Annotated in this window: 11 protein-coding genes; 1 reads left to right on the top strand and 10 read right to left on the bottom strand. The window is 64.7% G+C overall.

Annotated elements, in window-relative coordinates:
* Positions 1-32: 32 nt before the first annotated feature.
* The 6 genes from ACNQVK_RS22740 to ACNQVK_RS22715 all read right to left on the bottom strand — a co-directional run bounded on the left by ACNQVK_RS22740 (position 33) and on the right by ACNQVK_RS22715 (position 7,827).
* Entirely contained in the window at positions 33-1,658 is a 1,626-nt protein-coding gene (locus tag ACNQVK_RS22740) for an ABC transporter ATP-binding protein (protein WP_418031322.1), read from the bottom strand.
* A 15-nt stretch (positions 1,659-1,673) separates the two neighbouring features.
* Positions 1,674-2,477, bottom strand: coding sequence for an ABC transporter permease (locus ACNQVK_RS22735; protein WP_418031321.1), 804 nt, complete (start codon positions 2,475-2,477; stop codon positions 1,674-1,676).
* A gap of 65 nt (positions 2,478-2,542) precedes the next feature.
* The gene (locus ACNQVK_RS22730) at positions 2,543-3,511 is read right to left on the bottom strand and encodes an ABC transporter permease (protein WP_418031320.1); all 969 of its coding nucleotides are present in this window, start codon (positions 3,509-3,511) and stop codon (positions 2,543-2,545) included.
* 20 nt (positions 3,512-3,531) lie between these two features.
* A complete protein-coding gene (locus ACNQVK_RS22725) occupies positions 3,532-5,124 on the bottom strand; it encodes an ABC transporter substrate-binding protein (protein ID WP_418031319.1) in 1,593 nt (530 codons plus the stop codon).
* Between the two features lie 95 nt (positions 5,125-5,219).
* Positions 5,220-6,455, bottom strand: a complete 1,236-nt coding sequence (locus ACNQVK_RS22720; protein ID WP_418031318.1) for an acyl-CoA dehydrogenase family protein — start codon at positions 6,453-6,455, stop codon at positions 5,220-5,222.
* Positions 6,456-6,486: 31 nt separating this feature from the next.
* Positions 6,487-7,827: an NtaA/DmoA family FMN-dependent monooxygenase gene (locus tag ACNQVK_RS22715; RefSeq protein ID WP_418031317.1), complete on the bottom strand. Its 1,341-nt coding sequence runs from the start codon at positions 7,825-7,827 to the stop codon at positions 6,487-6,489.
* A 165-nt stretch (positions 7,828-7,992) separates the two neighbouring features.
* Here ACNQVK_RS22715 and ACNQVK_RS22710 point away from each other — a divergent pair, with 165 nt between their 5' ends.
* Positions 7,993-8,415 carry a nitroreductase family deazaflavin-dependent oxidoreductase gene (locus ACNQVK_RS22710; RefSeq protein WP_418031316.1) on the top strand — a complete coding sequence of 141 codons (423 nt, stop codon included), beginning with the start codon at positions 7,993-7,995 and terminating at the stop codon, positions 8,413-8,415.
* A gap of 21 nt (positions 8,416-8,436) precedes the next feature.
* Here ACNQVK_RS22710 and ACNQVK_RS22705 read toward each other — a convergent pair whose 3' ends face one another.
* The 4 genes from ACNQVK_RS22705 to ACNQVK_RS22690 are packed head-to-tail and all read right to left on the bottom strand — an operon-like array spanning position 8,437 to position 13,640.
* A complete protein-coding gene (locus tag ACNQVK_RS22705; RefSeq protein ID WP_418031315.1) occupies positions 8,437-10,113 on the bottom strand; it encodes a dipeptide ABC transporter ATP-binding protein in 1,677 nt (558 codons plus the stop codon).
* Positions 10,114-10,126: 13 nt separating this feature from the next.
* The gene (locus ACNQVK_RS22700) at positions 10,127-10,984 is read right to left on the bottom strand and encodes an ABC transporter permease (RefSeq protein WP_418031314.1); all 858 of its coding nucleotides are present in this window, start codon (positions 10,982-10,984) and stop codon (positions 10,127-10,129) included.
* Positions 10,981-12,012: an ABC transporter permease gene (locus ACNQVK_RS22695; protein WP_418031313.1), complete on the bottom strand. Its 1,032-nt coding sequence runs from the start codon at positions 12,010-12,012 to the stop codon at positions 10,981-10,983. Before ACNQVK_RS22695 ends, ACNQVK_RS22700 begins: the two co-directional genes overlap by 4 nt.
* The gene (locus ACNQVK_RS22690) at positions 12,009-13,640 is read right to left on the bottom strand and encodes an ABC transporter substrate-binding protein (RefSeq protein WP_418031312.1); all 1,632 of its coding nucleotides are present in this window, start codon (positions 13,638-13,640) and stop codon (positions 12,009-12,011) included. The genes ACNQVK_RS22695 and ACNQVK_RS22690 overlap by 4 nt, the downstream gene beginning before the upstream one ends.
* Between the last annotated feature and the right edge of the window lie 230 nt (positions 13,641-13,870).

The following is a 13,870-nucleotide window of genomic DNA, read 5'->3' as shown; positions in this document are numbered from 1 at the left end:
GGAGCGGTCTGTGACAACACGGCCGTGCCGTTTCATGAGGCCAGGGCCAACTGGGCGAGACGGCGGCCGGGCACCGCGTCGATGAGGGTTCGGGTGTAGGGCGACGTGGGCGAGGAGAACACGGTCGCGGTATCGCCGGTTTCCACCACCTGTCCTGACTTCAGTACGACGACGCGGTGCGACACCTGCTGCACCACCGACAGGTCATGTGAGATGAACAGATACGTCAGCCCGAGGCTGTCCTGTAGTTCGAGCAGCAGACGCAGGATCTGCTCCTGCGTCACGACATCGAGTGCTGACAGCGGTTCGTCGAGCAGGATGATCTCTGGTTGCACCACAAGCGCCCTGGCGATCGCAACCCGTTGACGTTCGCCACCTGAGAGTTCGCCGGTGCGCCGTGCGAGTTTCTCGCGGGTGAGGTGGACGTTGTCGAGCACCGCGGCGACCCGCTGTGCGCGACCGGCGCGGTCTCCCAGATGGTAGGAGTGCAGGGGGCTTTCGAGGATCTCGCTCACCGTCCAGCGCGGATCCAACGCGGAATCGGGGTTCTGGTACACGAATTGGATGTTCTTCCAGTGTGAACGGCGTGCCCGGTGATCGAGTTTGGTGACGTCGCGACCGAGCACCTCGACCGACCCGCGCGTGGGCTTGGTCAGGCCGATGATCAACTTGGCGGTCGTCGACTTGCCCGATCCCGATTCGCCGACCAGCGCCACTGTCTCGCCGCGCCGGACCACCAGGCTCACGTCGTCGACCGCGGTGTGCCGGTTGCGGCGGCTGATCCGGAAATCCTTGGACACGTCGGTGACGCGGATGACCTCCTCGGCCTCCGACCGCTCGGGTGCCGCGGACGGGCGCGACACGGTCGAGATACGGCGCATCAGGGTGGCTGTGTAATCCGACTTGGGCCGGTCGATGATGTCATCGACCGGGGCGTCCTCGACGATTGTGCCGTTGCGCATCACCACCACTCGCGATGCGTGGTCGGTGGCGACACCGATGTCGTGGGTGACGAACAGGACAGTGGTGCCGTGTTCGGCCACCAGGCGGTCGAACACCCGCAGGATCTGACTCTGCACCGTCACGTCGAGGGCCGACGTCGGCTCGTCGGCCACGAGCAGTGCGGGGTTCAGCCCGAACGCGATCGCGATGAGCACCCGTTGGCGCATGCCGCCCGAGAGTTCCCCGGGGTACTGGTTCAGGCGGCGCTCGGGATGGTCGATCTCCACCTGTTCGAGCAAGTCGATGCAGCGCTGCCTGCGCTCACGTCGGCTGGGCTTCTCTCCCTTGAGGTCGAAGATCTCGCCGATCTGGGATCCGATGGTGCGCACCGGATTCAGTGACGCACCAGGGTCTTGGGGAACCAATCCGACGGTCGTGCCTCTGATACGACTCCACTCACGCTCGGTCAGGCCGAGGGTGCTGCTGCCGCGGAGGGTGAGCCTTGTGGCGCTCACCGTCGCCGTGGCGGGCAGCAATCCGATCACGGTGTTGGCCAGTGTCGTTTTTCCTGAACCTGATTCGCCGACGACGGCGACGAACTCACCCGCGGACAGGCTCAGGTCGATGTGGTCGAGAGCGACCTTGGGCTCGGCGACAGCGCTATCGCCCGGATACGTCACAGTGAGGTCGGACAATTCGAGCAGGGGTTCAGACATGTCGGATACTCCTGGTCAGATGTTGTTGGACTTCAGGACGCGTCTGCTGACCACGCCGAGAGCGACGATGACCACGAGGATGACCGCGCCGGGCAGGGAGGTCAGCCACCAGGCGGTGGCGAGATAGCTGCGTCCCTCGGCGACCAGCAGGCCCCACTCCGGTGTGGGCGGCGGGGCGCTGTACCCGAGGTAGCCCAGCGCCGAGATCGCGAGAATCGCGGCACTCAGGTCGATGACGGCCAGAGCCACCACCGCACCGACGGCGTTGGGGACGATGTGACGCCGGATCACCGACCATCGGCTCTCGCCCGACAGGAACGCCGCTTCCACATAGTCGAGTGCTCGCACCCGCATCACCTCGGCGCGAAACACCCTGGCGAATATGGCGATCGATCCGATGCCGACACCGATGCCTACCGACAGTGGGCCGGCGCCGTAGGCCGTGACGATCCACACCGACACCAGGAACCCGGGCAGCGACAACAGCACGTCGCTGAACCGCATTCCGACGGCGTCGGCGAACGGTCCCGCAACGCCCGCGATGATGCCGACAATGCTGCCGACGACCAGACCGACGGCCACCGCCAGGCCCGCGGTGAGGATCGTGTGCGAGGTGCCATAGATGACGCGGGTCAGCACGTCCCGGCCGAGATGATCGGTGCCGAACCAGTGTGCCCAGCTTGGCGGCTGGAACTTCTCCAGGCGATTGCCGTTGAGCGGGTCCTGGTTGGTGAACAGTCCAGGAGCAATGGCCCATACGGCGACGAGGATCAGTATCGCGCCGGATAGGCGCGCCGACCACGGCGCCGCTGTGATCACCGAGAGGGACTTGGTCCATACGGCTTTCGGTTGAAGTGTATGTGGGGGAGACGAGACATCGGCAGTCACGCGAACCTTCCCAACCGGGTGTTGAAGCCCTGTCGCTGCAATTTGGTGACGCGGGGGTCGAGGATCGGGTAGATCAGGTCCACCAGGAGGTTGACCCCGACGATGACGAAGGTCGTGAGCAGCACCAGGCCCTGAATCAGGGAAATGTCCTGGTTGGACACCGCCTGCAACAGCACGGTGCCCAAGCCGGACCGCGAGAACACGGTCTCGGTGACCACCGAACCGCCGAGTAGTGCGCCGATGGTGGTCGCCGTGACCGTCAGTGCGGGACCGGCTGCGTTCTTCAGCACGTGTTTGCGTACCACCCAGGCCGGGCTGCCGCCCTTGGCGCGTGCGGTGTTGATGTGCGGAAGGGCAAGCGTCGCTTCGGCATTCTTCAGCAGCACCTGCGCGATCGGTGCTGAGATCGGCACGGCGAGGACCACCGCGGGAACCAGGAGCGAGGCAAGGGATCCATCCGGGAACAACGAGAACAAGCCGAGCTGAACCGAGAAGATCTGCAGGATGACCAGCCCCAGCCAGAATGTCGGAACGGCACTGAACAGTGGGGGAATGCTGCGGATGAAGGTCCGCAGCCAGCCGAACCGGGTGGTCGAGGACACCAGCAGAATCCCCAGCGCGAACACGAGCGCCAGTACGGTGGCTGTCGCGGCCAGCTTGAGCGTCTCGCCGATCACGCTGCCGATCCGGTCGGTGACCGACTGCCCACTGGACAGTGAGAACCCGAACTGGCCGTGCAGCAGCTGATCGAGTTGTGAGAAGTACTGCACGTAGACCGGCCGGTCATAGCCATAGAACTCCTTGACCTGCGCGACGATGTCCGGGTTGAAGTAACCGTCGCCTTTCGCGACGAATATCGACACCGGGTCGGTAGGCAGGATGCTGACACCCCAGAAGATCACGGTGAAAGCCAGCAGTAGTACCAGGACTGACTGGCCGATTCGGGCGGCGGCGTATTTGATCACGGCTGGGTATCCCTGTGCGGTCAGTTCTTCCAGGCGCTCTGGAACAGCGGCTCGGTGTAGTTGGTGAACTCGACGTGCACGTTCGGCGCGGCGGCGTGCACCTGCACCTCATCCCAGAGGATCAATGCCAGCTGGTCCTCGATGACCTTCTTCTGGATCCGCCCGACGGCGTCCTTGACCTGGGCCGCATCGGTCGCCCGCAGCTCCTCTTTGGACAGGGAGATGAGCTCATCGTCCTTGGCGAACGTCAAGTTGCCGTTATCGCGTCCGAACAACAGGCCCAGGCCGTTGTTGTATCCGGTGCGGGTGCCCAGCAAGGGAGTCGATCCGTCGGCGTTGGCGGCGTTGAACAACGTGGTGTCACCGGCCCGGTTTTGTAGTGCGACGCCGAGTTTCCGCCAACCCGATTCGATGAACTCGAACGCCGGCCGGAACACCACACTCTGGTTGGATGCGGCGAGGGTGAGGTTGAGCTTCTTGCCGTCTTTCTCGCGGATGCCGTCGTTACCGACCTTCCAGCCGGCCTCATCGAGCAGGCTCGCCGCCTTCTCAGGGTCGTAGTCGAGGCCGGCGCTTTCGTCGGAGAACAGCGGGTCATCGTGTCCGAGAACGGAATCGGCGGCGTGATAGCTGGGTGACAGCACGGTGTCGACCACGGCTTGGCGGTCGATGCCAAGTTGCAGGGCGCGGCGCACCCGCTGGTCACTCACCAGATCGTTGTTGATCCTGAAGCCGACGATGTTGGCGGTCAGCACCGGTGCTGCGACGGGGATCACCTGGAGGCCGCCCTGATGCAGCACCGGTTCGTCGGTCGGCTGGATTCCGCGGGCCAGGTCGACCTGTTTGGACTGCACGGCGCCGGCCCGCAGGCCGGGCTCGCCGATGACCCGTACGACGAGTTTGTCGAGGTAGGCCGCGCCCTGGTTGGGTGAGGACGTCGGTGGCCAGGCGTAGTCCGGGCGCTTCTTGAGGACCACTTCCTGGTCGGGTGTCTGCGATTCGTAGATGAAAGGCCCTGAGCCGACGACGTTCTCGATCTTGGCCTGGCCGTCGTAGTCGAGTGCCAACGTCTTCAATCCGCGGATCGCGGCCCGACCGTTGGCCGCGACCCGGTAGAAATTGCTGTTGGGCTCGCTGAGGAAAACCGTGATGGTGTTGCCGTTCACCGCGCTGTGGTCGTAACCGACGAAATCGCTGAACGGTGGGATCTTCTTGCTCGGATCTCCCTTGCCGAGTTGGTCGAAATTCGCCTTCACCACATCGGCAGTCAGCGGTGTCCCGTCACTGAACGTGACGCCGTCGCGGATTGCGAAGGTGTATTGCGTGGCGTCCTCGTTGCGGGAGAACTCACCCGCCAGCCAGCCCTGCACCTCGCCGGTCTTGGGATCGAGATAGACGAGTCGGTCGACCACCTGGAACAGCAGGTTGGCGGTCGTGTAATTGGTGCTCAATGCATCGGTGACGAACTGGACGTCGGAGAAGGTCAGCGTTCCACCAGGAGTCGGCCCGCCGGTGGGGCCGGAACTTGCCGCGTGTTGCTGTTTTGAGGAGCAGCCGGCCAGCAGCAGGGCCACCAGCACGGCACCGGCCATCAGTTTGTACCCTCGGCGCATGGCCATCCTTCGCTGTGTGGATCGCGGTGACGATCGGTTGTATTGAGGGGAAGCGAAATTCGCATCAGTGAACACCGGGACCGGGTATCGGCTGCTCATCCGGAGATGTTCGTGGTCGTCGCAGCGCGCTCACGGTCATAGTTGGACTTCGGGGTGGTTCCGTTCAGAATGAAGTCCCCGATGATCCTCGGTTTGTAGACGACCGGGTTGTGGGAGGCCAGGGTTCGCGCATTCCGCCAGTGCCGGTCCAGACTTGTGCCCTCACGGATCGTCGATGCTCCGCCGGCGTTGAAGATCCGGGCACCGGCGTCGAGCACCGCCTCGATGATCGTGACCTGCGCCGCCGACACGTCGATGAAGTTCCGCGCATAGTCCTCCTCGGCATCCAACCCGGCCGCGGCCACCTGGTTCGCGCGTTCCAGGCTCGCGGCGACCGAGACCAGCAGCGAATCGGCGGTCTGCGCGTGGCGGTAGAGGTGGCCGAGGACGGCAAGCACCTCGGGATCGTCGGTGGGGCGTTCTGACAGTGCATGCAGGTTGGTGCGGACACGTGACCTGATCAACGCGGCCGCGTCGTCGACGACATTGCGTGCGATGCCGGCGAGGTTGGCCAGGTGCACGAGTTGCACGAATGCCTGAATCGAGCGCAGATGCTCTTTGGAACGGCCCAGATCGCCGTTGTCCTGAACCGGAACTGTATCGAAATGCGTTGTACCGCTTCCGGTAAGGCGCTGCCCGATTCCGTCCCAGTCGTCGTCGTGGGTGACGCCCGCGTCGCGGGCTGCCACGATCGCGAAGGTGACCTTGCCGTCATTGGCGGTGTCACCGGGGTCGTCCACGGTTGCCGCTACGCGGATGTAGTCGGCGTAGAGGGCTCCGGTCGAGTAGTACTTCACTCCAGAGATCACCGGGCGGCCGCCGACCCGGTGCAGCCGGGTCGTGGGCAGGAAGTCTGGGCTCTCGGCCGCCGGTTCGGATTGTGCATTGCCGAAGATCGCGCCGTTGGCAATTCGGCGTAACCAGCGCGTCCGGAGTTCGGCCGACGGGGATTGCCGGAGAATCTCGACCGTGGTGAAATGGCCGCGCAGAATCTGTGGCACGTTGGAATCGGCCCGGCCCGCCTCGGCGAGCAGCTCGAACAGCGTCGGTAGGTCGACGCCGAACCCGCCGTGCTCGACCGGAACACGCAACCGCCCGAAACCGGCCGCGGCGAGCGCCTGAATCTCCTCGTGGACCGATTCATGGGTTTGATGCCGCTCGCCGGCCTTGCCCGCCAATTGATCGAAGATCCGGCGGAACTGGGCCAAGCTGGACTGAAATGCTGCGGACACGTGTGCCTTTCGGTGGTCTGCCGGTGCCGGGTCAGGCGACGACGGATGCGCCGGTTGCGGGCCGGGGATCGCGCAAACCGAGTCGTTCGCGGATCGTGGAGCCGTCGTAGGCGGTGGGAAAGGCGCCTGATGCCTGCAAGAGCGGAATCACGTCGCGGTTGAACTCTGCGATGCCCTCCGGCAGCACCGGGATATGGATGTTGAAGCCGTCGACAGCGCCCTCGCTCCACCACTCCAGAATGGTTGCCGCCACCTCTTCGGGAGTGCCGATCGCCAGCCGGTGCCCGCCCTCGACGCGCCGCACCAATTGTCGTGGGGTGACTTCCTCGGCGGCGGTCAGCTCTGCGAACGACCGTACGAAGCCCACGGGCCGGGTCTGATCTTCGTTGTAGGAGAACAGATTCGGATCGAGCGGTCGGTCCGGGTCGAGGCGGTCTGGGATGTCGAACAGCGCTGCGCGCTTGAAGAAGTCCGCGATCAGGCCGTCCTCGCCGTTGAATCCGTGAAGGGCTTCGTGCTTGCGGTAGGCCTCCTCGCGGGTGTCGCCGACGATCACGGTCAGCCCGGGCATCAGGCGGATCTCGTCGTGACCCCGACCGTGGTGGGTGGCCCGGGCGCGCAGCTGAGCCCGGTAATCGAAAGCCGCTTGTTTGTGCAGCAGCGAGGCGTAGACGATGTCGGCGTGTTTGGCGGCGAGATCGACTCCAGCCTGTGATGCACCGGCTTGGGAGATCACCGGGTGGCCCTGGGGCCCGATCGGCACGTTCAACGGGCCCGCCACGTCGAAGAACTCGCCGTGATGATCGATGCGGCGGGCGGTCGTCTCATTCCACACCAAATCGGACGGTGCCGGGCCCTGCGGAGTATCCCAACTGAGCCAAAGCTCTTTGACCACTTCAAGGAATTCGTCGGCCCGGCGGTATCGCTCGTTCCGCGCCGGCAGCGGGGCTGCAGAGAAGTTCGCCGCGATGTCCGGGTTGAAACTGGACACCACATTCCAGATCACCCGTCCGCCGGAGATGTGGTCCAGGGTCGCGAGGCGGCGTGCGAGGTTGTAGGGGGAGTTGTAGGACGAGGAGGCAGTGAGCAGGAACCCGATATCGGGTACCGTCGCGGCGATCGCCGAGAACAACACCGTCGGGTCGAAGCTGTGCAGCGGACGCGCGGAATTGTCCCGCTGTAGCGCGGGATGGTCGGAGACGAAGACGATGTCGAAGACACCGTCGTGCGCCAATTGGGCCGAGCGCAGGTAGTGATCCCAATCGCTGAACCGATTCCACCTCGTCCCGGGCCAGGTCCAGGACCGGGCGGCGGATCCGGTGCTGTTGACGGCGACGCTCAAGAACAATCGCCGGTGCTCGGACGTGGTCACGATCCGAGTGTCTCGGCCTGCCCGACATCGAACAACGTGGTGGGGCTACGTGAACCGTTGACAACAACTTAAGAGTGCGTGAGGCGCCGGCTTTTCACGGAATCTATGGCGTCATCGGTTGGTTGGTAGCAAGGGACTCATCAAGACAAGCAAGGAACTGTTGACATGGCAGACGCTATCGACTTCGACGAGATGAACCGCACCGTGATCCGTGAGTTCCACGAGTCAGGCGGCAAGGCAGGCGGCGTGTTCGAGGGCAAGCCTCTGGTGCTGGTCCACCACACCGGCGCCAAGTCCGGAACTGAACGGATCGCGCCTCTCGTGCCGTTGCTGGATGGTGACCGGATCTTCATTTTCGCCAGCAAGGGCGGTGCCGACACGAACCCGGACTGGTACCACAATCTGGTGGCCCATCCCGATACCGTCGTCGAGCTCGGGACCGAGAGCTTCCCCGTAACCGCCCGGGTGCTCGCCGGGGCAGAGCGCGACGATGTCTATGCCAGGCAGACTGTGGTGCAGCCCCAGTTCGGTGATTATCAACGCAAGACGAAACGCCTGATCCCGGTCATCGAGTTGCAGCGCCCCTGAGCCAAACCAACGCGACCCTACCTACGACGTCAGCTGCGCGAGCTGGTTACGCAGCCGGTGCCCGGGGGCGGCGTCGAGCAGCGCGCGAGTGTACTCAGAACCAGGCTCGTCGAAGATCCTTTCAGTGGGCCCTGTTTCGACGACCCTGCCGCGTCGCATCACCGCGACGTGATCGGAGATCGAGCGCACCAGATCGAGGTCGTGGGAGATGAACAGGTACGTCAGTTGGAGCTCTCGCTGGACGTCGTGCAGCAGGTCGAGAATGCGGCGCTGGGTTACGACATCGAGCGCGGACAGCGCTTCGTCGAGCACCACGATGGGAGATCGAGGTGCCAGCGCCCGGGCGATCGCCACCCGTTGCTGCTGGCCGCCGGACAGCTCACGGGGTTTACGGGTCGCAAAGGAGCCCGCCAGACCCACCTGATCTAGCAGTTCGGCGACCCGTCGCCGGCGGTCAGTGCGATCACCCAGTCCGAACGACCGCAGCGGCTCGTCGATGATCTGTTCGACGGTGAGCCGTGGATCCAACGCAACCTGTGGGTTCTGTTGCACCAGCTGGATTTTTCGCCATACGTCGCGTCTGGCCTGTCGCCGCAGGCCGGTGGTGTTCGTGCCCTCGATGCTTACCTGACCAGAGTCCGGGCGGGTGAGCCCGAGGATCAGGCGGGCCGTGGTGGATTTTCCCGATCCGGACTCGCCGACCAGCGCGAAGGTGCTGTTGCGGGTGAGGTTGAAGGTGACGTCGTCGACGGCCTTGAAATGCCCGTTGGGGCCGTGGGTGAAGACCTTCGCCAGACCCTTCACCTCGACGACGGGATCCGCAGGCGCGGCGGCAGCGCGGGAAACCCGTGCACCGCGATCGCCGAGACCGAAAGCGCTGCTGATGAGTTGGCGGGTGTAGCCGTGTTCCGGCCGCAACACCAGGTCGTCGATCGGTCCGTTGTCGAGTACCTCGCCGTTGCGCATCACGATCGCCCTGGTGGCGTGATCAGAGGCCACCGCGAGGTTGTGTGTCACGAACAGGACGGCCACTCCCGTCTGCCCGGTGAGCCGGTCGAAGACCTCGAGCACCTGCTTCTGCACGGTGACGTCGAGAGCCGACGTGGGTTCGTCGGCGATCAGGAGTGTGGGGTGCAGCCCGAATGCGACGGCGATGAGTACCCGTTGCTTCATGCCCCCCGACAGTTCATGGGGGTACTGGCGCAGGCGCTGCTCGGGGTGATCGATGCCGACCACATCGAGCAGCTCGACAGCCTTGGCCCGTAATTCATCCCGCGACAACCGCTTTCCACCGGGATGCAGCCGGAAGACCTCCATGAGCTGGCGGCCGATCGGCTGCACGGGATCCAGCGATGTCGCCGGATCCTGGGGGACCAGCGCGACCACCTTGCCCCGGAGCTTGACCACCTCCCGTTCGCTCATCCTGGTGAGCTCATGGCCTGCCACCCGGATGGATCCGCTGTCGATCCGTGCACTGCTGGGCAGCAGGCCGATGGCGGCCTTGCTCAAAGTCGATTTGCCCGAACCGGATTCACCGATCACAGCGACGACTTCGCCGGGCCGGATGGTGAGGTTGACTCCGCGCACCGCGGCCTGGGCACCTCCGCGGTACGAGACGGTCAGGTTCTGGATCTCGAGCACCGGAGGGGTGGCGGACTGGGCGGTGTCCTCGGCGGCGGCCGGCAGGGTGGTGGTCATCGAATACTCCTCGTCAGATCCTGAAGCGGCGCTGTAGCAGCCGGCCGGCGCGGGACACCGCCAGCACCGCGATCAACACGACGATCCCGGGCAGGGTCGTCAGCCACCAGGCGTTGGCGAGGTAGTCCCGGCCCTCCGAGAGCAGGGTGCCCCACTCCGGTGTGGGTGGTGGTGCGCCATAACCGAGGAATCCCAGGCCCGCGATGTTGAGAATCGTCGCCCCGAGTTCGGTGGGAATCAGGGCCACGATGGGTCCCGCCGAGTTCGGCAGGACATGACGGAACAGCACCGCTGTCGGCCCTGCCCCGGAAACCCGTGCGGCGTCGATATATTCGAGCTGGACCACGCGTAGTGCCTCCCCGCGGGCCACCCGTGCGAAAGGGGCCACGGCGGCGATGCCGACACCGATGGCGACATGGGTGGTCCCGGGACCGAATGCCGCGACGATGCACAGCGCCAGCAGGAATCCCGGCAGTGCCAGCAGGACGTCGACCAGTCGCATGATGACCGCGTCGACGGCTCCACGGAGCACGCCTGCGGTCACGCCGAGGAGCGTGCCGACGACGAGCCCGATCGAGGTCCCGATCACGGCGCCGTACACCGTGTTGCGGGTGCCGTGCACCACGCGGGTGAACGTGTCCCTACCGGCTCGGTCGGTACCGAACCAGTGGTCGAGGCTCGGCGGCAGGAACCTCCGGGCGCCCTCACCGATGAGTGGGTCGTGGCTGGTGAACCACGACGGGAAGAGCGTCCAGAGCGCGACGGACACGAGCACCAACACGGCCAGGGTAGTGGCAATACCACTGGGGTTGAACCGAATCCGGTCGGGGTTCGCCGGTCGCGGTACCGATGGGGTGAGCGTTGTCGTCATGATCGTGCCTCACCGGTGCTCAGCAGAATCCGCCGGTCCAGCGCGGGGTAGAGCAGGTCGATCAGCAGGTTCACCACGACGTAGACCCCTGCGATGATCAGAATGAAGCCCTGCACCAGCGAAACATCCTGCTGGGACACCGCGGTCTGCAGTACGCGCCCGATTCCTGCCCTGGCGAACACGGTTTCGGTGACCACGGTGCCGCCCACCAGGGTGCCCAGCACCGTGCCCGCCACCGTCAACCCGGGACCCGCGGCGTTACGGACCACATGTCGCCAGAACACCCAGTGCTTGCCTGCGCCTTTCGCGCGCACCACGTCGATGAAGTCGCTTTCCAGCACGGTGTCCACGCTTTTGAGCAACACCTGTGCCATCGCGGCCGACAGCGGCAGCCCCAGTACCAGTGAGGGCACCAGAATCGACCAGAACGTGCCGTCGGGGAATGCCGAGATCCAGCCGAGCCGGAACGACAGGACGTTCAGCACCACGATGCCCACCCAGAACACCGGGGCCGCGGCGAACAGCGGAGGCAGAACCACGACCGATGAGCGCAACCAGCGCCGGTTCGCCAGCGCCGCGGTCGACACGATCGTCCCGGCGATGAGTACGGCGACGACGAACGCGGTGAACGCCAGTCGCAACGTGGGCAGTGCGGCGTCGCCGATCGCCTGTGTCACTGTCTGGCCGGTGCTCATCGAGTAGCCGAGGCCTCCGCGCGCTACCTGGCTCAACTCGATGAAGTACCGCTGCAGGACACCGTGGTCGTAGCCGTAGTACAGCTTCATCTGCGCCACGGTCTGCGGGTCGATCACCCCGGTGTCGTCCGCGGCGAACATCTCGATCGGGTTGGACGGCAACAGGGTGATCGCGATGAATGTCAGGGTGTAGGCCAACCACAGCACCACCACGGCCTGCGTGACGCGACCGGCGAGGTACTGGACGACCCGGCGCGACCCGGGAGTACCCCAGCCGGCAAGCGTGCCCCGGCCGCGGCCGAATGCCGTCCGAACGTCCGGAATCGCCGTCATCCGGCTTTCCAGGCGTTGTAGAAGTCCGGATATGTCTGTGTCTGGAACGTCACGTGCACCTTGGGCGAGGCCCCGAACGTCTGCGCCTCTTCGAAGTAAGCGATGACATAGGACCCTTTGACCAGAGCCTTCTGTTGTTCGGCCTGAACAGCTTTGAACTCGGCATCGTCGCGGGCCTCGAGCTCACGGGTGTAGAGCGCGGTGAGCTCCGGCGCAGATCCGAGCAATGCGACGTTGCCCTCACCGCCGAAGCTCTGTCCTAGCGAGATGATCGAAGTTCGGCTGACCATGATCGGGACATTCACGTCATTGTTCGCCGCGGCGGCGAACGACGGATCGTTGCGCACGTCCAGCACGATGCCGAGTTCCTTGCGCCACTGCTGCGCGATGTACTCCCAGGCGGGGCCCAGCGCCACCTGCTGGGCACTTTGCGGAACCGTCAGATGAAGCTGCTTGCCGCCCTTTTCGCGGATTCCGTCGGAACTCTGCTGCCAGCCTGCCTGCTCCAACAGATCGCGGGCCTTGTCCGGGTCATAGGAGAACTCTCCGGCCACATCGATCACGTTGGCGTTGTTGACATTCAGTATCGAGATCGGTGGGGGATAGCTCGGCGTGAGCGCGTCGCGGGTCAGGCCCTCCCGGTCGATGCCCAGCACCAGTGCTCGGCGCACCAGGGGATCGCTGGTGAACTCGTTGTCGACCCGAAGGCCCGCGTAGTTCGATGTGCCCAGCGGTGGACGGTAGAGCAGCAGCTGATACCCCGCGGCCTGGATCGTCGCCTCGTCGGACGGCTGGATTCCACGGGCCACGTCCACCTGGTTGGAGGTCAAAGCACCGGTACGCAAACCGCTTTCGGGCAGAACCTTCCAGACGATCTCGTCGAGATAGGCTTCGCCCTGATTCGGCGAACTGGCGGGTGCCCACCTATAGCCGGTCCGACGCTTCAGGACGGCGGACTGGTTGGGTACCTGCGACTTAAACACGAACGGGCCGGCACCAACATGGTTTTCGGGCCGGCCGGCCTCTTCGAGCTCCAATCCGATGGTCTTCGCACCGAGAATGGGGGAGTTCAGCCGCGTGGTGTCGACGAGGAATTGCTGGTTGGGTTTGGACAGCACCACCGTCACGGTGTCGCCGTCGACTTCGACGTGGTCGTAGCCGCGGGAGATCTGCGGGTGCACCGGGATCCGCAGTTTCTCGTTGCCGCGGCCGAAGAGCTCGTAGTTCTGGGCGACGATCTGCGGGGTCAGCTGGGTGCCGTCGCTGAACGTGATGCCCTTGCGGATCTTGAAGCTGAACCGGGTGTTCTCGTCATTCTTGGTCCACGATTCCGCGACCCATGGCTGCAGCTTCTTCTGGTACGGGTCGAAATAGAGCAGGAACACGTTGGTGTGGAACGTCAGGTTCCCCGCGCTGTAGGTACCGAGCTTCTGCGCCTGCCAGCTGGTCACCGATTCGGTGTCCGAAAACGTCAGTGTTCCACCGCGAACCGGATCTCCGGCCGGTCCTGTGGGTCCGAACGCTGCTCGATTCGGTTGTGCTCCGGGACTGCACGCGGCAAGCAGACCGGATCCGAGCATTACGGCGCCGAACCCCAGGAATGCGCGGCGATCGAGGAAGTTGGTCATGTACGGGCTTTCTGGGTGTGACGACGACGGACGGACGCTTCCGGGCGGGTCACCGGACGCAGGCATCACAACATCGACTCGTCACGTTGGACAGTTTCGCGGCCGGTCGTCGGGTAACCAACGCATTGGGACTACGTGATTGGTTAAGGAGCACTGAAGCGTTCCCGTAGTCGTCCGGTGTTGTTCCGCGGCAGACGGGCGGACAGCCTGATTGGGCGACCTGGTCGACG

Source organism: Mycobacterium sp. 134 (assembly GCF_048282715.1).
GTDB lineage: Bacteria > Actinomycetota > Actinomycetes > Mycobacteriales > Mycobacteriaceae > Mycobacterium > Mycobacterium septicum.
The sequence above is the reverse complement of the archived record's forward strand: the minus strand, read 5'-3'. Positions and strand labels throughout refer to the sequence as shown.